The 18,408-nt window shown below is 57.8% G+C and carries 17 protein-coding genes; 5 read left to right on the top strand and 12 right to left on the bottom strand.

The window, feature by feature from the left end; translation table 11 throughout:
- Positions 1-110: 110 nt before the first annotated feature.
- The 6 genes from QK293_RS02225 to QK293_RS02250 all read right to left on the bottom strand — a co-directional run bounded on the left by QK293_RS02225 (position 111) and on the right by QK293_RS02250 (position 5,443).
- Positions 111-845 (bottom strand): amino acid ABC transporter ATP-binding protein, encoded by a 735-nt coding sequence (locus QK293_RS02225; RefSeq protein WP_109634476.1) that lies wholly within the window; start codon positions 843-845, stop codon positions 111-113.
- Positions 842-1,513: an ABC transporter permease subunit gene (locus QK293_RS02230; protein ID WP_282375349.1), complete on the bottom strand. Its 672-nt coding sequence runs from the start codon at positions 1,511-1,513 to the stop codon at positions 842-844. The genes QK293_RS02225 and QK293_RS02230 overlap by 4 nt, the downstream gene beginning before the upstream one ends.
- On the bottom strand, positions 1,513-2,259 hold the full coding sequence (locus QK293_RS02235) for an amino acid ABC transporter permease (RefSeq protein ID WP_282375350.1): 747 nt from the start codon (positions 2,257-2,259) through the stop codon (positions 1,513-1,515). The genes QK293_RS02230 and QK293_RS02235 overlap by 1 nt, the downstream gene beginning before the upstream one ends.
- 191 nt (positions 2,260-2,450) lie before the next feature.
- Complete coding sequence (locus QK293_RS02240) at positions 2,451-3,365, bottom strand: glutamate/aspartate ABC transporter substrate-binding protein (RefSeq protein WP_282375351.1); 915 nt, start codon at positions 3,363-3,365, stop codon at positions 2,451-2,453.
- Positions 3,366-3,684: 319 nt separating this feature from the next.
- Complete coding sequence (locus QK293_RS02245; RefSeq protein ID WP_282375352.1) at positions 3,685-4,095, bottom strand: DUF4440 domain-containing protein; 411 nt, start codon at positions 4,093-4,095, stop codon at positions 3,685-3,687.
- Entirely contained in the window at positions 4,076-5,443 is a 1,368-nt protein-coding gene (locus QK293_RS02250; protein WP_282375353.1) for an MFS transporter, read from the bottom strand. The genes QK293_RS02245 and QK293_RS02250 overlap by 20 nt, the downstream gene beginning before the upstream one ends.
- Before the next feature lie 105 nt (positions 5,444-5,548).
- Here QK293_RS02250 and QK293_RS02255 point away from each other — a divergent pair, with 105 nt between their 5' ends.
- Entirely contained in the window at positions 5,549-6,436 is an 888-nt protein-coding gene (locus tag QK293_RS02255) for a LysR family transcriptional regulator (RefSeq protein WP_282375755.1), read from the top strand.
- Between the two features lie 59 nt (positions 6,437-6,495).
- Here the strand turns inward: QK293_RS02255 and glpD are convergent, their stop codons facing one another.
- The 4 genes from glpD to QK293_RS02275 all read right to left on the bottom strand — a co-directional run bounded on the left by glpD (position 6,496) and on the right by QK293_RS02275 (position 11,641).
- Positions 6,496-8,034, bottom strand: a complete 1,539-nt coding sequence (gene glpD / locus QK293_RS02260; RefSeq protein WP_282375354.1) for a glycerol-3-phosphate dehydrogenase — start codon at positions 8,032-8,034, stop codon at positions 6,496-6,498.
- Positions 8,035-8,356: 322 nt separating this feature from the next.
- Positions 8,357-9,112 (bottom strand): DeoR/GlpR family transcriptional regulator, encoded by a 756-nt coding sequence (locus tag QK293_RS02265; protein ID WP_007916700.1) that lies wholly within the window; start codon positions 9,110-9,112, stop codon positions 8,357-8,359.
- Positions 9,113-9,207: 95 nt separating this feature from the next.
- Entirely contained in the window at positions 9,208-10,713 is a 1,506-nt protein-coding gene (gene glpK / locus QK293_RS02270; RefSeq protein WP_282375355.1) for a glycerol kinase GlpK, read from the bottom strand.
- A 76-nt stretch (positions 10,714-10,789) separates the two neighbouring features.
- Positions 10,790-11,641 (bottom strand): MIP/aquaporin family protein, encoded by an 852-nt coding sequence (locus tag QK293_RS02275; RefSeq protein WP_282375356.1) that lies wholly within the window; start codon positions 11,639-11,641, stop codon positions 10,790-10,792.
- A gap of 368 nt (positions 11,642-12,009) precedes the next feature.
- On the opposite strand from QK293_RS02275, the gene ybaK reads away from it, so the two are divergent.
- Entirely contained in the window at positions 12,010-12,480 is a 471-nt protein-coding gene (gene ybaK / locus QK293_RS02280) for a Cys-tRNA(Pro) deacylase (protein ID WP_007971306.1), read from the top strand.
- 15 nt (positions 12,481-12,495) lie between these two features.
- Positions 12,496-13,278 (top strand): PhzF family phenazine biosynthesis protein, encoded by a 783-nt coding sequence (locus tag QK293_RS02285; RefSeq protein WP_282375359.1) that lies wholly within the window; start codon positions 12,496-12,498, stop codon positions 13,276-13,278.
- Between the two features lie 123 nt (positions 13,279-13,401).
- Here the strand turns inward: QK293_RS02285 and QK293_RS02290 are convergent, their stop codons facing one another.
- Both QK293_RS02290 and argF read right to left on the bottom strand, forming a co-directional pair.
- Entirely contained in the window at positions 13,402-14,511 is a 1,110-nt protein-coding gene (locus tag QK293_RS02290) for an ABC transporter ATP-binding protein (RefSeq protein ID WP_282375360.1), read from the bottom strand.
- Entirely contained in the window at positions 14,508-15,428 is a 921-nt protein-coding gene (gene argF, locus QK293_RS02295; RefSeq protein WP_282375361.1) for an ornithine carbamoyltransferase, read from the bottom strand. The genes QK293_RS02290 and argF overlap by 4 nt, the downstream gene beginning before the upstream one ends.
- Positions 15,429-15,844: 416 nt before the next feature.
- Here argF and QK293_RS02300 point away from each other — a divergent pair, with 416 nt between their 5' ends.
- Positions 15,845-16,135: a hypothetical protein gene (locus QK293_RS02300; RefSeq protein WP_282375362.1), complete on the top strand. Its 291-nt coding sequence runs from the start codon at positions 15,845-15,847 to the stop codon at positions 16,133-16,135.
- Between the two features lie 134 nt (positions 16,136-16,269).
- Positions 16,270-18,375: a molybdopterin oxidoreductase family protein gene (locus QK293_RS02305; RefSeq protein ID WP_282375363.1), complete on the top strand. Its 2,106-nt coding sequence runs from the start codon at positions 16,270-16,272 to the stop codon at positions 18,373-18,375.
- The last annotated feature ends 33 nt before the right edge of the window (positions 18,376-18,408 follow it).

Raw genomic sequence — 18,408 nt, forward strand, 5'->3', positions numbered from 1 at the left:
AGCATGGCAAACGGGTTTGCTCTGGTTTCCAATCGAACGCGGAACCTGTGGCGAGGGAGCTTGCTCCCTCGCCACAAGAGCAAGCCTGCTCCTGAAAGAGCAGTACCGTTTTAGTGCTGCAGAATCTTGTTAAGAAAATGCTGCGTACGCTCGGCGCGGTGGGTGATGTCGCCGAAGAAGTCCTCTTTCTTGCAGTCTTCGATGATCTTGCCCTGGTCCATGAAAATCACCCGGTCCGCCACTTTACGGGCGAAGCCCATTTCGTGGGTCACGCACATCATGGTCATGCCTTCGTGGGCCAATTGCACCATCACGTCGAGTACTTCGTTGACCATTTCAGGGTCCAGCGCCGAAGTCGGCTCGTCGAACAGCATGACGATCGGGTCCATCGCCAGCGCGCGGGCAATCGCCACACGCTGTTGCTGGCCACCGGAGAGCTGGCCCGGGTGCTTGTGGGCGTGAGCCGAGAGGCCGACGCGCTCAAGCAATTGCAGGCCTTTCTTGGTGGCTTCTTCCTTGCTGCGACCCAACACCTTAATCTGCGCGATGGTCAGGTTTTCGGTGATGGTCAGGTGCGGGAACAGTTCGAAATGCTGGAACACCATGCCGACGCGCGAACGCAGTTTCGGCAGGTTGGTCTTCGGGTCGGCGATGGACGTACCATCGACCACCACGTCACCTTTCTGGAACGGTTCCAGGGCATTGACGCATTTGATCAGGGTGGATTTGCCGGAACCGGACGGCCCGCACACCACAATCACTTCGCCTTTTTTGACCTCGGTGCTGCAGTCAGTCAGTACCTGGAAGTCGCCATACCACTTGTTGACATTCTTGATAGAGATCATACGGCAAACCTTTTTTGCAGACGCTTGACCAGCAGCGAGGCGGCAAAGCTGATTGTGAAGTACACGAGCCCTGCGAAGATCAGGAACTCATTGGAGCGGCCGATGATGTCGCCACTGGCACGCGAGGCATTGAGGAAGTCCACCAGACCGACCGCGTAGACCAGCGAGGTGTCCTGAAACAGAATAATGCTCTGTTGCAGCAGCAGCGGGGTCATCTTGCGGAACGCTTGCGGCAGGATGATCAAACGCATCATCTGGCCATACGTCATGCCCAAGGCTTGGGCAGCACCCATCTGGCCCTTGGAAATCGACTGCACGCCGGCCCGGACGATTTCGCAGAAGTACGCCGCTTCGAACATCATGAACGCCACGATGCACGAGGCGAATGCGCCGATCGGTGTATCTTCGCCGGTGATCCAGCGCAGTACGAACGGCACCGCCAGGTAGAACCAGGTGATGACCAGCAGCAGCGGGATCGAGCGGAAGTAGTTGACGTAGGCGCCGGCAATGTTCGACAGCCATTTGCTGTGGGACAGGCGCATCAGTGCCAGGATCGTGCCGAGGATGATCCCGCCGACCACGCCCAGCGCCATCAGTTGCAGGGTCATGACCATGCCGTTCCACAGGCCCGGCAGGGAGGGGATGATGCCCGAGAAGTCGAATTCCATCATTTACCCCCTACGGAGATCAGGCCCGGTACGGCAACTTTCTTCTCGACCATGCGCATCAGCAGCATCAGGCCCATGTTCAGCGTGAAGTAGATCAGGGTCGCCAGGGTGAAGGCTTCGAACAGGTTGGCGGAGAACTCGGCGGTCTGTTTGGTCTGCGCAAGCAACTCCATCAGACCGATCAGCGAGGCCACGGACGAGTTCTTGAACACGTTCAGGAATTCCGAGGTGAGCGGCGGAATGATGATCCGGTAAGCCTGGGGCAGCAGCACGTTCCAGTAGATCTGCGGCAACTTGAAGCCCATGGCGCGAGCGGCAAATTCCTGACCGCGCGGCAACGCCTGAATGCCGGTGCGCACCTGTTCGCATACACGGGCGGTGGTGAACAGGCCAAGGCACACGACGACGCTGAGGAAGGCCGAGGTGGTCGGGTTCAGGTCCTGTTTGTACCAGTCCTGCAGGTTTTGTGGCAGCAGGTCGGGCACCAGGAAGTACCAGATGAACAGCTGAACCAGCAGCGGCACGTTACGAAAGAGCTCGACGTAGCAGGTGGCGATGCCCGACACGATGCGATTCGGTACGGTGCGCATGACGCCCAGAACTGAGCCCAGCGTCAAAGCAATGATCCAGGCCACTATGGCGATGGCGATGGTCCAGCCCAAACCGGAAATGTACCAGTCGAGATACGTCTCGCTGCCCACGCCGGTGGACTTGAAGAACACGCCCCAGTCCCAGTTGTAATTCATTAGGGTCTCCCCTCAGATCGTTCGATATACAAATGCCCGCCTGGGGAAGCTCCGTTCCCGCCCGACCTTGACGGTCAGGCACACACGAGCGGCTCGACAGCCACCGGTTCGAGTGTTTCCAAAAATGCCAGCAGGGAGTGACTATCCCTGAAAGGGCAGCGGCCCTTTCAGGAGATAAGGTTAGTCAGAAATCAGGATTTCTTATCGTCAGCCGCTTTATCGGTCGGATTGGCGATCAATTCCTTGATCTTCTCGCTCATCGGGAAGTTCAGGTTCAGGCCTTTAGGCGGGATTGGCTGCATGAACCATTTTTCGTAGATCTTGTTGATCTCGCCCGACTTGTAGGTCGCGATGATTGCGTCGTCCACAGTTTTCTTGAACGGCTCGTCGCCCTTGCGCACCATGCAGCCGTAGATTTCATAGGACTGGGCAGTACCGGTTACCGACCAGTCAGCAGGCTTCTTGGCCTTGGCCATTTCACCGGCCAGCAAGGCGTCGTCCATCATGAAGGCAACAGCGCGGCCGGTCTCCAGCATCTGGAAGGATTCACCGTGGTCCTTGGCGGAGATCACGTTCATGCCCATCTGCTTGTCGGCGTTCATCGACTTGAGGATGCGCTCGGACGTGGTGCCGGCGGTGGTCACGACGTTCTTGCCTTTCAGGTTGTCGAAGTCTTTGTACTCCGAAGCGGTTTTCGACAGCAGGCGAGTACCCACTTCGAAGATGCCGACGGAGAAGTCAACTTGCTGCTGACGTTCGACGTTGTTGGTGGTGGAGCCGCACTCGACGTCCACGGTGCCGTTCTGCACCAGCGGGATACGGGTTTGCGAGGTGACCAGGTTGTATTTGACCTGGAGGTTCGGCAAGTCGAGTTCTTTCTTGATGGCTTCGACGATTTTCAGCTGGATATCGTGGGAGTAGCCAACCGGTTTGCCGGAAGCGTCCGCGATATAGGAAAACGGAATGGAAGCGTCACGATGCCCGAGGGTGATAACGCCGGACTCTTTGATCTTCTTCAGGGTGCCGGTGAGTTCGGCGGCGAAAACTGGAGTGCTGATCAGAGCGGCAGCAATGGCTGCGCCCAGGATATGGGGAACGATGCGCATCAAATTTTCCTCGACATTGTTTTTATATGGAGCCAGTTCATCGGCCCTTTTTGTGCTTCGAATGCTTGCCGGCTCCCGAAGGGTTGGCACAGCGGACATTCGTCCAAGAGTGTAGAGCATGACTCGTGCCAGGCCAGGCCTAACAGATCAAATCATTGATTTATAAGGGTATTAAATATTTATGGCGCAGATTTTGACGTTGGCGAATCCGGTTAACCGAATCGACCGACAGGTCGCGTTCGGAAAACCGAATGGTGTTTGGGGCTGCTAACGTCTCATCGGCCAGACAAGAGCCAGTGATCGTGCCGTTCATACCAAATCAGCTTTCCTGGCTTAGCGGCGTTTCATGCAGGTAGATCCATTGGGCGTTGTGGTGATGGATGCCAATGATCGCCACCGAAACCCGTGAGCTTTCGCGCTGGTCGAGGCGATGGGTTTCCTTGTAGCGGATCGCCACGCTGTCGCCTTCTTGCCAGACTGTCTGCAGGTCGCTGATGACGATCTCCAGGCCTGGCTTGGCGCCGACCGCCCCCCTGAACATCTGTTCGACCATCGCCCGGCTGACGATGGCGGCCGAAGTGGTAACCATGGTGAAGTGCTCGGCGAATGCCGACATCAGCGGCTCGAGCGCGGCCTGCCCCTTACCGTTTGCATCGGTGAACAGGGTGTGGATCAGCTCGTGCACGTGATGAATGCTGTGGTGCGCCTGTTCAACTATTTTGTTGTGCATGACAGTCCTTTTGAGTGTTCAACTGACTCAGTTGAAAGAGTGGGAGCAGGCCCACCAGCGCGGCGATGGCGAAGGTCACGTGGTAGGCCTGGGTGGTATCGAAATGCTTCAAGAGCAGGTTGAAAACCATCAGGAAGAGGGCGGCGCCGATGCTGAATGACATCTGTCGGTTGATGTTCCAGATGACACTGGCCTTGTGGGTGTCATTGCCCTCAAAGTCCATCAACGACGTGGTTTGTGCTGTGTTGGCACCGATGCCGCCGCCGATTCCCATCAGGCTGTAGGCGATGACAATCACCAGAAGGTCTGAGGGATCGTTCACCAGTAACAGGGTGGCAATGCCGACGCTGTGCAACAACATGCCGAGGGCAAACAGCCGCTTTGCGCCCATTCGGTTATAGACCCGGCCACAAATCAGCATCGCGATGAACGCGCCGATGGCGTAGAGAATCATGAACATCCCTGTCAGTCGGGCGCTGAAGTGCAGGGTGTTTTGCAGGAAAAAGATGCTCATCAAATTGACCCCCGTGAACACACCGGGAATCGCGTAATAAATAAAGATGGAGGTGCTGAGTTTTTTGCTTTTGAGCAGGCTCAGTTCAATGATCGGGTTTTTGCATGTGCGGTAGTGCAGCCCGTACAGCACGACGAAAGCAACGCCGGCCATGACGAAGAGGGCGGCCAACCATGCCGTAGCGTCGCCGCCATACAACGACATGCCCATCAGCAGGCTGCCGAGTGCCGCGCTGACCAACAACAAGCCCTTGATGTCGGGCCTGGGCAAACTCGTCGGCCGCGCTTCGTTGATCCAGAACCAGGACAACAATGCCGCGATCAGCGAGAACGGGATGTTGCTGTAGAACACCCAGCGCCAGGAGCTGCTGTCGACGATGATGCCGCCGATGGTTGGTGAAATGGCGGGCGCTAGCAGGGCAACGGCCATGACCAATGTGGATATTTTCGCCCGCTGCGCACCCTTGAACAGGTTGAACGTCAGCGCCTGGCCGACTGGAATCAACAGGCCGCCGCCAATCCCCTGGACGAAGCGCCAGATCACCAGTTCGTTGAAACTGTTGGCCAGCCCACACATCCACACGGAGCCGGTGAACACGATCATCGAGGCGGTGAGGATTTCCCGACGACCAAAACGACCGGCCAGCCAGGTGCTGACCGGGATGATCAGTGTCAGCCCCAGAATGTAAGCGTTAGCCACCCAGGCAACGTCTGAAGTACTAACGTGCAACGCCGTCGATATGCTTGGTAATGCGACCGCCGACATAAAGATGTTAATGCAGTCTATAAAAAAGCCGATCAGAAAAATCAGTGCAACTTTGTAGCGATAGGTCATGTTGTTTCCCCTTTGCCGCAAAGCATAGGGGCGGTGGACTTGAACTGTCGATACGACTATCCTTGAAACACTGTTTGACAGGATTTAACAGTGAACCCTATTGCTATGCACACTCATCTTAATCGGGTCCAGACATTTCTGGCCGTGGTCGATTTTGGTTCTTACACCAAGGCCGCCAATTACCTGAGCATCAGCAAGGCCATGGCCAGCCTGCATGTCAAGGCGCTGGAGGACGTGCTGTCAGCGACGTTGTTGATTCGTAATACCCGAAATATATCCCTCACCGAAATCGGTCAGGACTTTTATGAAGAGTTCAAAGGTATTGTCGTGGATATTGATACTGCCTTCGATAATGTATTAAAAGGGCATAATCGGGTTTCCGGTAAACTGCGCTTCAGTTCCACCAGTGAATACGGTGAGGCGTATATTCTGCCGTTGATTCCGCACTTTGTAGAGCGCTATCCGGAGATAAAACTCTGTTATAACTTTAACGCGTCACTCAATGATCTGGTGGCGGAAAAGTTAGACCTGGTTATCCGTTTAGGCAACTTGTCGGACTCGGCATTCAAGAGCCGTAAGCTGGCGGATTATGAAATTGTTTTGGTGGCTGCCGAGGCGTTTCTTGCGCGTCACCCGGTGCAAAATCCCCAGGACCTGAATTCGGTGCCGTGGATTGCCAATAGCAACCTGCAGGCACCGACTCAGTGGACGTTGCGTCATCCGCAATTGGGGACTGTAGAGATCAACGGGATCAATCAGTTTGAATCCAATTCATCCACGGCCATTCGCTCCATGACGTTGTCGTCCCTTGGGGTTTCGGTGCTGCCCGCGTGGGTGGTCAAGGACGACATTGCCAGCGAGCGGCTGATCCGCCTGTTGCCCGACTATTCGCTGCCCTCGCAGTCCGTCAACGTAGTGTTTCCCAATAACCCGCATTTACCTCACAAATCGAGGGCGTTCATTGATTTCCTGTTGCTGCATCTGGCGCAATGAGCACCTACAAAAAAGCCCCTGAATCGTGAGATTCAGGGGCTTTTTAATCGGATTTCCGATCAGGCCGCTTCGATCTTGCTGCGGTTCTGTTCGACCTTGTTCAGGTAATCCGCAAGCTTTTCCTGTTCCGCCGGGGTGGTGAACAGCCCCAGCTTGCTGCGGCGCCACAGAATGTCGTGCGCCGTGGTCGCCCACTCTTCGCTGCACAGGTAATCGACTTCGCGGGTGTAGAGACCGCCACCGAGGTGTTCGCCCAGGTCGCTGAGGTTTTGTACGCCCTCAAGCATGCGCCAGGTGCGGCTGCCGTAGGTGGTGGCCCAGCGGCGGGAGATTTCGCTCGGGACCCAGTCGAACTTGTCGCGGATCAGCGAGCTCAGCGCCTGCGGGGTGGTCATGTCTTCGCCGCCCGGCAGGGTTGCGCTGGCGGTCCAGCGTGGCTTGATGTCTTTGAAGTACGGAGTCAGTTGCGCCAGCGCCGACTCGGCCAGTTTGCGGTAGGTGGTCAGCTTGCCGCCGAACACCGACAGCAGCGGCGCTTCTTCACCACTGCCTGACAGCGCCAGGGTGTAGTCGCGGGTGACGGCCGACGGGTTGTCGGATTCGTCGTTGCACAGCGGACGAACACCGGAATAGCTGTGCAGGATATCGTCGCGGCTGATGCGTTTCTTGAAATGGGAGTTGACCACTTTCAACAGGTAATCGGTTTCGCCTTCGGTGATTGCGACTTTCGCCGGGTCGCCGGTGTATTCGCGGTCGGTGGTGCCAATCAGGGTGAAGTGGTTCAGGTACGGAATGGTGAACACGATGCGCTGATCTTCGTTTTGCAGAATGTGCGCGTGCTCACCTTCGTACAGTTTCGGCACGATCAGGTGGCTGCCCTGAATCAGGCGAATGCCGTAAGGCGATTCCATCTTCAGATCGTCACGAATGAACTTGGCGACCCACGGGCCGGCCGCATTCACCAGCGCCTTGGCGCGGATCGAAAACAAACTGCCATCGGCTCGCTCCAGGTGCAGGTGCCACAGACCCTTAGTGCGACGGGCACTGACGCAACGAGTCTGGGTGTGAACGTGGGCGCCTTTTTCGCGGGCGGCCATGGCGTTCAGTACCACAAGACGAGCATCGTCCACCCAGCAATCGGAGTATTCGAAGCCTTTGGTGATTTCGCTTTTCAGCGGACTGTCCGGGCCGAACTTCAGGCTTTTCGAACCTTCGAGTTTTTCTCGCTTGCCGAGGTGGTCATAAAGGAACAGGCCGGCGCGGATCATCCAGGCCGGACGCAGGTGTGGGCGGTGCGGCAGCACGAAGCGCATTTGCTTGACGATGTGCGGGGCCTTGGCCAGCAGCACTTCGCGTTCGGCCAAGGCTTCGCGCACCAGACGGAATTCGTAATGTTCGAGGTAGCGCAGGCCACCGTGGATCAGCTTGCTGCTGGCCGACGAGGTGTGGCTGGCCAGGTCATCCTTTTCGCAAAGGAACACCGAAAGACCGCGACCGGCGGCATCCGCTGCAATCCCCACGCCATTGATCCCACCACCGATGACGGCGATATCGTAGACCTCAGCGAGAGGGGGCATAGGCAAGGTAGAAGTGGGCATCGGCTGGCCTCGGGCTTTTATGATTTTCGGTATTGGAATTCGAACATTTATGTTCATTTTCGAAAATGGTAGCCCATAAAGCCGCCCACGGCCAGTCAACTTCGATTGAAAATACTGATCGAAGGGCTGTTAAAGGAAAATTTTCGAACATTTAGATGCGTATAACGACGCGAAAGAGGAGGTGCATGAGAGATCGCTATCGTCGGAACGCCGCCCGGAGCAAGCTCGCTCCCACAAGGGTTACGGTGAACCTGTGGGAGCGAGCTTGCTCCGGGCGGCGTTCCGACGATGGCGTCGGTACAGCCGACGAAGATGTGAGGGGTTAAACGACCTCGAGCCGAATCTTGTGCTGACTCAACAACTGCGCCAAGGCCGGTACAGGTTGCTGATCGGTCACCAGGCAATCGATCAGGCTGATAGGCCCCAGGCGAATCATGGCGTTGCGCCCGAATTTGCTGGAGTCAGCCGCCAGGATGACCTGTCGGGCATTGGCGATGATCGCTTGGGATACCCGAACTTCCTGATAGTCGAAGTCCAGCAGGCTGCCGTCTTCATCTATACCGCTGATGCCGACCAGGGCGAAATCAACCTTGAACTGGTTAATGAAGTCGACACTGGCCTGACCGACCACACCTCCGTCACGTCGGACATTGCCACCGGTCAGCAGAACGTCGAAATCGTCCTTGGCGCTGAGCATCGAGGCTACATGCAAGTTGTTGGTGATGATTTTCAGGTGATTGTGATTGAGCAACGCCCGGGCAATCGATTCGGTGGTGGTACCGATATTGATGAACAGCGAGGCGTGATCGGGGATCTGCGCGGCAATGGCTTCGCCAATACGCTGTTTTTCGTCGCGCATCTGGTCGGCACGCATGGCGTAGGCGGTGTTTTCGACGCTGGAATCGTAAGCGGCGCCACCATGGTAGCGACGCAACAAATTAGCTTCCGCGAGCTGATTGATATCGCGGCGAATGGTTTGCGGTGTAACGACGAACAGCGTAGCCATTTCCTCGATGCTGACATAGCCGCGTTCGCGGACCAGTTCGAGGATTTGCTGCTGACGGGGAGGCAGATTCATGGGGCTTCCTTTGGGCTGCCGTGCAAAATTTGCCCATGATGCCGCAGGAATCTGCTCCCGACCAGTTACAACCCTATTCGTGTGCTGGGCTTGGCTTACTCAGCGCCCTCGTGCGGTTCCCAATCGCGGGTGCGGCTGACGGCTTTTTTCCAGCCGGCATAGAGTTTTTCCTTCGCGGTTTCGTCCAGGGTCGGTTCGAATTCGCGTTCGATCACAGCCTTGCCGCGCAAGTCATCCAGGCTGCTCCAGAAGCCACACGCCAGACCGGCCAGGTAAGCCGCGCCCAGTGCGGTGGTTTCGCGCATTTGCGGACGCTCTACCCGAGTGCCGAGGATGTCGGCCTGGAACTGCATCAGGAAGTTGTTCGCCACCGCACCGCCGTCCACGCGCAGGGATTTCAAGCGTTCGCCGGAATCCTGTTGCATGGCGTCGAGAACGTCGCGGGTCTGGTAGGCAATCGACTCCAGGGCTGCACGAATAATGTGATCCACACGTACGCCGCGAGTCAGTCCGAACAATGCACCACGGGCATACGGGTCCCAGTACGGAGCGCCCAGACCGGTAAAGGCTGGCACGAGGTACACGCCGTTGCTGTCCTTGACCTTGTTGGCGAAGTATTCGGTGTCGTGGGCGTCGTTGATGATCTTCAGTTCGTCACGCAGCCACTGAACAGTAGAACCGCCGTTGAACACTGCGCCTTCCAGTGCGTAAGCCACTTCGCCGCGCGGGCCGCAAGCAATGGTGGTCAGCATGCCGTGCTTGGATTTTACGGCTTTGTCGCCAGTGTTCATCAGCAGGAAGCAACCGGTGCCGTAGGTGTTCTTCGCCTGACCGGGTTCGACGCACATCTGGCCAAACAGGGCCGCTTGCTGGTCACCGGCGATACCGCCAATGGCGATGCCGCTTTTGGTGTGGCCGTAGATTTCGGACGAGGATTTAACCTGCGGCAGCATCTCGCGCGGAATATCCAGCACCTCCAGCATCTTCGCATCCCACTCCAGCGTGTGGATGTTGAAGAGCATGGTACGAGAGGCGTTGGTGTAGTCGGTGACATGCACCTTGCCGCCGGTAAATTTCCAGATCAGCCAGCTGTCGACAGTGCCGAACAGCAGTTCACCCTTGCGCGCACGCTCGCGGCTGCCTTCGACGTTGTCGAGGATCCACTTGAGCTTGGTGCCGGAGAAGTACGGGTCGGTGACCAGGCCCGTGGTGTCGCTGATGTACTGCTCGTGGCCATCACGCTTGAGCTGCTGGCAGATTTCGGTGCTGCGGCGGCACTGCCAGACGATCGCGTTGTAGATCGGGCGGCCGGTGGTCTTGTCCCAGACCACCGTAGTTTCGCGCTGGTTGGTGATGCCGATGGCGGCGACCTGGTCGTGATGCAGGCCGGCTTGAGCCAGGGCCTCGACCATCACGGCGCTTTGAGTGGCGAAGATTTCCATCGGATCATGTTCAACCCAGCCGGCTTGCGGGTAATGCTGTGCGAATTCGCGCTGGGCGGTGCAGACCACGTTCGCGTCGCGGTCGAAAATGATCGCGCGGGAGCTGGTCGTACCCTGATCAAGGGCAATGATGTAGTTCTTATTCTGAGTGTCGGTCATGTCGATTGCCTTGGACGAAAAAAGGGAGTGAGGTCCGGCGCGCGCTCTTAATGGGCAGGATCACGCGCCAACGGTATCAAGAAGTTCTTGGTTTGCCGTCAATGGCCGGTGCTGCTTCCTTTGTAGCAGGTGTGGCACTGGGCAGGTGACGGGCAATCAGCCCGCGATAAGCGGCAGCGCCGAGGCAGGCACCGACAATCGGTGCAAAAATCGGAATCAGGAAATACGGGATATCGCGCCCGCCGGTGAAGGAAATTTCACCCCAGCCGGCGAAGAAAGTCATCAGTTTAGGACCGAAGTCGCGCGCCGGGTTCATCGCAAAACCGGTCAGCGGCCCCATCGAACTGCCAATCACGGCAATCAGCAGGCCGATCAGTAGCGGAGCGAGTGGACCCTTTGGCAAGCCGTTGTTGTCGTCGGTCAGGGACATGATCACGCCCATCAGGATGGCGGTGATGATCACTTCAACCAGGAAGGCCTGTGCCGTGGACAAGACCGGGTTGGGGAAGGTGGAGAACACCGATGCCAATTCGAGACTGGCCTGAGTACCACGAACCATATGGTGGGTTTGTTCGTAATCGAAGAACAAATTGCTGTAAAGCGTGTAAACCAACAACGCTCCACAGAAGGCGCCCGCCACCTGGGCGAGAATATAGAACGGCAGTTTGCGCTTTTCGAAGTCAGCGAAAATGCTCAGGGCAATGCTGACGGCGGGATTGAGGTGAGCCCCGGAAACGCCGGCGGTCAGGTAGATCGCCATGCTCACCCCGATGCCCCAGATGATGCTGATTTCCCAAAGGCCGAAGCTGGCGCCCGCGACTTTGAGCGCGGCAACGCAACCCGTACCAAAAAAAATCAGCAGCGCAGTGCCCAGGAATTCGGCCATGCATTGGCTGGAGAGCGACGGTTGTTGTAAAGCAGTTGTCATTGAAAACCTCGTTTTTGTTGTTGTCTGGCGCTTTGGCATCAGGGTCAAAGCGCGATTTTCACCGAGGCAGAATCCCCATCCTGTTCTCGGCCTGCTGCTGGGTGCTGCGGTAAGACATTCGTACAGTATTCAGTTTCGAAAAAATATAGACAAGAAACGCTGCTGTCAAAGGTCGAAAGTGAACCGTCAGTCACAATCGAACTATTAGTCATGTGAATGACCACATCGTTCACGCGGCAGGCTGAACGTGGACGAACGGCAGAAGGCGCCGCCAAGCCTTTGAAATAGCGCCGCAATAGAGCCTTTTATTGATCAATGGCCTAGAATTCAGCGCAGTATTTTTCTTCTGTCGCCAGCCTGGAGCTGCCATGACCCCCGCATTGGATTTGTTGAAAAAAGTTCGTGCCGAACATCGCGTGCACAGTTACGAACATGATCCGAAGGCGGCGTCCTATGGGCTGGAGGCCGCGGAGAAACTGGGATTGGACCCGGCTCAGGTATTCAAGACCTTGCTGGCAGCCAGCGAGAAAGGTGAATTGCTGGTGGCCGTGGTGCCGGTCGTCGGAAGTCTGGATTTGAAGGGCCTGGCTCATGCTGCGGGCGTGAAAAAAGTCGAAATGGCCGACCCTGCCGCTGCGCAACGATCCACCGGTTACCTCTTGGGCGGGATAAGCCCGCTGGGACAGAAAAAGCGCTTGCGCACTTTCATTGATAATTCAGCTCAGCCCTTCGCCAGCATTTTTGTCAGCGCGGGGCGACGTGGGTTGGAAGTCGAATTGGCACCCGCGGTATTGGCGGAACACACTCAGGCCAAATTTGCCGATATCGGCCGCGCCTGACTCAGGGAGAAGGTTATGCAGCTTGAATTTCACCAGGTTGATGCGTTCAGTGATCGGCCGTTCAGTGGCAATCCGGCGATGGTCTATCGCCTCGATGCCTGGCTTGCCGATGAGCTGATGCAGAAGATCGCCGCCGAGCACAACCTCGCCGAAACCGCCTTCGTGGTGCGCGAAGGGCAGGGCTGGCGCATCCGCTGGTTTACCCCGACCACCGAAGTGCCGTTGTGCGGTCATGCGACCCTGGCCAGCGCTTACGTTCTGTTTGAAATCTATAAAGAGCCGGTCGAGCGGCTGGACTTCGTCTGCAAGTCCGGCCCGCTCAGTGTGAGCCGTGAGGGTGAGCGCTTGTGGCTGGACTTCCCGGCCATCGTACCGTCGGAAGTGGGCGTGACCCTGGATGTCGAGCGCGCGCTGGGTGTGGAAGCGGTTGATGTGCTGGGGTCGAACGAGTTGTTCGTGGTGCTGGAATCCGAGCAGGCGGTGCTCGAATGTCAGCCGGACATGGCGGCGCTGGCGAAACTGCCGTGGCCGGGGGCAATTGTCACGGCCAGGGGCAGCAAGCATGACTTTGTGTCCCGCTACTTCGCCCCGGCGATCGGCATCAATGAAGACCCGGTGACCGGTTCCACCCATTGCAGCCTGATTCCGTATTGGTCGAAACGTTTGGGCAAGTCGAGCCTGACGGCTTATCAGCGTTCGGCGCGAGGCGGGGAGTTGTTCTGTCGACTGGAAGGGGATCGGGTGAGAATTGGCGGGAATGCGACGCTTGTTGCGAGTGGAAAATTATTACTCGGATGATTTCTCTGTAGGAGCGAGGCTTGCCCGCGAAGGCGTCGTGTCAGTCGACATCTTCATTGGCAGGCCTGACGCCTTCGCGGGCAAGTCGGATCGCCGCACCGCTCGCTCCTACAAATTCAGGTATCAGCTAGCGCTGCTGTAGCGGCGGACGCCGGACTCGATGATCGGAATCTGCGCCGCCGTACTGCCCGATGCCTGGAACAACACTAGATGTTCAGCCGCGACACGAATGCCGACCTCCGACCCCACCTGATGATCAGCATGACTCGGAAATATCGACTCAAGCTGTGCGCCCGTCGGTAACTGCAAGCGATACAAGGTCGACGCACCCTGGAAAGACTTGCCGACGATCCGCGCTTTCAAGTCGTTGTCCGGTGCATAAACGATATCGTCCGGACGCAGCAACACATCCACCGCACCGCCAACCGGCCAGGTGTAGGCACGATTACCGCGTAACTCTCCCAATTCGGTTTGCACCGACTCGGGGCTGCTCAGCTGGCCGCGAATGAAATAACCCTGGCCGATGAAGCTGGCCACAAACGGCGTCAGCGGTTCGTGATACAGGTTGTAGGGCGTGTCCCACTGCTCCAGACGACCTTCCTTGAAAACTCCCACATGGTCGCTCACCGCGAAGGCTTCTTCCTGGTCATGGGTCACCAGAATCGCGCTGGTGCCACGGGCCTTGAGGATGTCGCGCACCTCATGGCTGAGCTTGCGTCGCAACTCGCCATCAAGGTTGGAGAAAGGTTCGTCGAGCAGCAGCAGTTGCGGTTCCGGTGCCAGGGCCCGCGCCAGAGCGACGCGTTGCTGTTGACCACCGGATAGCTCATGCGGGAAGCGTTTGCCGAGGTTTTTCAGATTGACCAGCTCCAGCAACTCTTCGGTGACGCGATCTTTCTGAGGATGTTTACGGATCCCGAAGGCGATGTTCTCGGCCACGCTCAAATGCGGAAACAGTGCGTAGTCCTGGAACACCATGCCGATCCGACGTTTTTCCGGAGCGAGGGTGAAACCGGCGCGGGAGATCGTCTCGCCCGCCAACTGGATTTCACCTTCGTGCACCGGTTCGAAACCGGCAATGGCCCGCAGGGTGGTGGTTTTTCCGCAACCCGATGAGCCCAGCAAGCAGCCGATGTCGCCGGCATTCAAATGCAGGTTGAGGTTCTGCACGACCCGCTGGTCTTGGTAGCCACAGGCGAGGTTGCGCAGGTTAAGCAGTAATGGATGGCTCATGCGTGGTGGTACGAAGGCGGGACGAGAAACTCGAGCAGGGCCTTTTGTGCGTGAAGACGGTTTTCGGCTTGATCCCAAGCAACGGAGCGCTTGTCATCGAGCAAGTCGACGCTGATTTCCTCACCTCGGTGGGCCGGCAGGCAGTGCATGAACAGCACGTCCGGAGCGGCCAGGTCGAGCAGGGCGCGGTTGACCTGGAACGGTGCAAACAGCTTCAGGCGTGTGGCGGTTTCCTCTTCCTGGCCCATGGAGGTCCAGACGTCGGTGCTGACCAGGTGGGCGCCGCGTACGGCATCCTTCGGGTCGCGGACGATGGTGATCCGATCACCCGCCTTGGCCACGAACTCAGGGTTGGGTTCAAAACCCTCCGGGCAAGCGATGCGCAACTGGAAGTCGAACTGCATCGCCGCTTCTATATAGCTGTTGCACATGTTATTGCCGTCGCCGATCCAGGCCACGGTTTTGCCCTGGATCGAGCCGCGGTGTTCGAGGAACGTCTGCATGTCGGCCAGCAACTGGCATGGGTGCAGGTCATCGGACAGGCCGTTGATGACGGGCACGCGGGAGTTGGCGGCGAATTCGGTCAGGGTGCTGTGGGCAAAGGTACGGATCATCACGGCGTCGAGCATGCTCGACATCACGATCGCGCAGTCGCCGATCGGCTCGCCACGGCCCAGTTGGGTGTCACGCGGCGACAGGAAAATCGCCTGGCCACCAAGCTGGATCATGCCGGCTTCGAACGAAATACGGGTGCGGGTCGACGATTTCTCGAAAATCATCCCGAGCACGCGGTTTTTCAAAGGCTCGAACAGTACGCCGCGGTTACGCAGGTCTTTGAGCTCAATGCCTCGACGGATCACGCTGACCAGCTCTTCGGGCGTGCAATCCATCAGGGAGAGAAAGTGCCTTGCGCTCATCATTGACTACCTTTTTGCAACAGACCGCAGATACTCAAAGCCTTGTTTAACTGAAAAACGGGCGAGACCTGCGGCGTAAGCCGCACGGGGCGACGAAATAGGGGAAGGCGCGATCTTATAATTAAATGTCGCGTCTTACCAATAGGGCTACGGTTTTTAGGGGATTTCAGAGGGGCTACGGGATGACCGCAGTAGCGCTTTTGAAGCCTGTTTCCTGACAGCAGCCCGTCATTTGTACACTGGGGTCACGGGGCTTTGCAATCAAACGGGGTGAGGATGGATAGCAGCGGTCGGTTTCTGAGCTGTCTTTCGACGCCTTTGTGCTCAGGAACGATCGATGTGTCTGGTCTGAAACATTTGCTTATGCAAGGAGGCGGGTTATAACTAACCCACGAACGACGCAGGAAGCCTTCGGAATGGAATCGAAAGAACAACAGTTAATGGAATTACTCGGCCTTACGGCTCGCTCGCTGACCCACCTCACCGCGTCCATGACTTCGATGTCCTTCGAGTTGATGCGCAGTGAAGACGAAGTGACCAAGGCAGCCGGCCGGCGGATGATTGACCGCATGGCAACCATTAGCACCGGGCTCGACGAGCACTGGCGCCTGATAGGCGAACTCACGGGAGTCCATGTCGCTCAAGAGCAGATTGAAACTGTTCAGGAAATCCAGTTGCAGAGGCCACCGAGGCTGCCGCCGAACTGATCTCCGGCGGTCATCGGCTGGCCTGATGGCCGCCGATTCACAAGACGAACGTCGCTGGCGCAGCAGTGAGTCAGGCGCCATAGTTTTGTTCCCGCGGCCGATATTGCCCGCCCAGAACAAGACAGAGACTGGCCATGACCAAGACTCTCCATCACCGTGCGTGCCACTTGTGTGAAGCCATCTGCGGCCTGACCATCGAAACCACCGAGGTCGAAGGCGCTGTGCAGATCACTTCGATCAAGGGTGACCCTCAGGATACATTCAGCCGCGGACACATTTGTCCCAAGGCTGTCGCCCTGCAAGATATTCAGAACGATCCTGATCGTCTGCGTCAGCCAATGCTTCGGGTCGGCTACGAATGGCAACCCATCGAGTGGGAAGATGCCTTCAGCCTTGTCGCCGAACGTCTGGCGGCGATTCAGGAGCGTCACGGGCAGAACGCGGTGGCGGTCTATCAAGGCAACCCCAGCGTGCACAACTACGGGCTGATGACCCACAGCAATTACTTTCTCGGCCTGTTGAAAACCCGCAACCGGTTTTCTGCGACCTCGGTTGACCAATTACCCCATCACCTGACCAGCCATTTGATGTACGGCCATGGCTTGCTGTTGCCGATCCCGGACATCGATCACACCGATTTCATGCTGATCCTCGGCGGCAATCCGCTGGCCTCCAATGGCAGCATCATGACCGTGCCGGATGTGGAGAAGCGCTTGAAGGCCATTCAGGCGCGCGGCGGTAAAGTGGTGGTGGTTGATCCGCGCCGCAGCGAAACGGCGGCGATTGCCGACCAGCATCTGTTCGTGCGCCCGGGTGGCGATGCCGCGTTGTTGTTCGGGCTGCTCAACACCTTGTTTGCTGAAGGCCTGACCCGCGACAGTCATTTGCCGGTGGAGGGTCTGGATGAGGTGCGGGAGGCAGTCGCCAGTTTCACCGCCGAGGCCATGAGCCCACTGTGTGCAGTGCCCGCCGAACAGATCCGCCAACTGGCGCGGGACTTCGCGGCAGCGCCGACGGCGGTCTGTTACGGCCGCATGGGGGTCTCGACCCAGGCGTTCGGTACCTTGTGCCACTGGGTTGTGCAGTTGATCAACCTGGTCACTGGTAATCTCGATCGCGTGGGGGGGGCGTTGTGCACCGAACCTGCGGTGGACTTGGTGGCGTCCACTTCAGGCGGGCATTTCAATCTGTGGCAGAGTCGGGTGTCCGGGCGTCCTGAATACGCTGGAGAATTGCCGGTGTCGGCACTGGCCGAAGAGATGCTCACCGAAGGGGAAGGGCAGGTCCGCGCGCTGATTACCGTGGCGGGTAACCCGGTGCTCTCGACGCCCAATGGCCGGCAACTGGAGCAGGCACTGGACGGTTTGGAGTTCATGGTCAGCATCGACCTGTACATCAATGAAACCACGCGTTATGCCGACCTGATTCTGCCGTCCACATCGGCCCTGGAAAACGATCATTACGACACGACTTTTAATATGTTTGCGGTGCGTAACGTCAGTCGGTTCAATCGCGCGATCCTGGCCAAACCCGAAGGTGCGTTGCATGACTGGGAAATTTTCGTGGGGCTGGCCAAGGCCTTTGCTGCGAAGACTGGCAAAGCATTGAAACCAACCGTCGCCCCGGCGCAGATGATCGATCAGGGCTTGCGGATGGGGCTGTATGGCGACGCGTCGAAGCACAAGCTATCGTTGGCGACATTGTTTGATCACCCTCATGGTGTCGATCTTGGGGCATTGAAATCCAATCTGGCGCCACGTCTGAAAACGGCAAATCAGCGAGTCCAGGCTGCGCCTGCCGTGATCCTGGCTGACCTCGCCCGCTTTGCGGCGTTGCAAGCACCGGCCTTTGATGAGTTGTTGATGATTGGCCGCCGGCATGTGCGCAGCAACAACTCGTGGATGCACAACTACCACCGCCTGGTGAAGGGCAAGCCGCGCCATCAATTGCTGATGCACCCGGATGACCTGGCCAGTCGTGGGCTCAACGACGGGCAGCGAGTGCGGGTCAGTTCGCGGGTCGGTGTGATCGAAGTTGAAGTGCTCGGCAGTCTGGATATGATGAAAGGCGTGGTCAGCCTTCCTCACGGTTGGGGCCATGCACGGCCGGGTGTGCAGATGACCATTGCCAGTGGCCAACCGGGCTCCAGCGCCAATGACTTGACCGACGAGTGTCAACTCGATGAGTTGTCGGGCAATGCGGCGTTGAACGGTGTGCCAGTGACCGTGGCGGCGGCTTGATCAAGTCTGTCGGGGAGACCGAGCAGGGTGCTC

Origin of the sequence: Pseudomonas sp. AL03 (genome assembly GCF_029960815.1) — a bacterium.
In the GTDB taxonomy this organism is placed as follows: domain Bacteria; phylum Pseudomonadota; class Gammaproteobacteria; order Pseudomonadales; family Pseudomonadaceae; genus Aquipseudomonas.

Bases quoted from the DNA above. Each gene is read 5' to 3' on its own strand.
- argF (WP_282375361.1), bottom strand. From the start codon at position 15,428: ATGAGCGCAAGGCACTTTCTCTCCCTGATGGATTGCACGCCCGAAGAG.
- glpD (WP_282375354.1), bottom strand. From the start codon at position 8,034: ATGCCCACTTCTACCTTGCCTATGCCCCCTCTCGCTGAGGTCTACGAT.
- QK293_RS02230 (WP_282375349.1), bottom strand. From the start codon at position 1,513: ATGGAATTCGACTTCTCGGGCATCATCCCCTCCCTGCCGGGCCTGTGG.
- QK293_RS02305 (WP_282375363.1), top strand. From the start codon at position 16,270: ATGACCAAGACTCTCCATCACCGTGCGTGCCACTTGTGTGAAGCCATC.
- QK293_RS02250 (WP_282375353.1), bottom strand. From the start codon at position 5,443: ATGACCTATCGCTACAAAGTTGCACTGATTTTTCTGATCGGCTTTTTT.
- QK293_RS02245 (WP_282375352.1), bottom strand. From the start codon at position 4,095: ATGCACAACAAAATAGTTGAACAGGCGCACCACAGCATTCATCACGTG.
- QK293_RS02235 (WP_282375350.1), bottom strand. From the start codon at position 2,259: ATGAATTACAACTGGGACTGGGGCGTGTTCTTCAAGTCCACCGGCGTG.
- glpK (WP_282375355.1), bottom strand. From the start codon at position 10,713: ATGACCGACACTCAGAATAAGAACTACATCATTGCCCTTGATCAGGGT.
- QK293_RS02265 (WP_007916700.1), bottom strand. From the start codon at position 9,112: ATGAATCTGCCTCCCCGTCAGCAGCAAATCCTCGAACTGGTCCGCGAA.
- QK293_RS02275 (WP_282375356.1), bottom strand. From the start codon at position 11,641: ATGACAACTGCTTTACAACAACCGTCGCTCTCCAGCCAATGCATGGCC.
- ybaK (WP_007971306.1), top strand. From the start codon at position 12,010: ATGACCCCCGCATTGGATTTGTTGAAAAAAGTTCGTGCCGAACATCGC.
- QK293_RS02225 (WP_109634476.1), bottom strand. From the start codon at position 845: ATGATCTCTATCAAGAATGTCAACAAGTGGTATGGCGACTTCCAGGTA.
- QK293_RS02300 (WP_282375362.1), top strand. From the start codon at position 15,845: ATGGAATCGAAAGAACAACAGTTAATGGAATTACTCGGCCTTACGGCT.
- QK293_RS02285 (WP_282375359.1), top strand. From the start codon at position 12,496: ATGCAGCTTGAATTTCACCAGGTTGATGCGTTCAGTGATCGGCCGTTC.
- QK293_RS02255 (WP_282375755.1), top strand. From the start codon at position 5,549: ATGCACACTCATCTTAATCGGGTCCAGACATTTCTGGCCGTGGTCGAT.
- QK293_RS02240 (WP_282375351.1), bottom strand. From the start codon at position 3,365: ATGCGCATCGTTCCCCATATCCTGGGCGCAGCCATTGCTGCCGCTCTG.
- QK293_RS02290 (WP_282375360.1), bottom strand. From the start codon at position 14,511: ATGAGCCATCCATTACTGCTTAACCTGCGCAACCTCGCCTGTGGCTAC.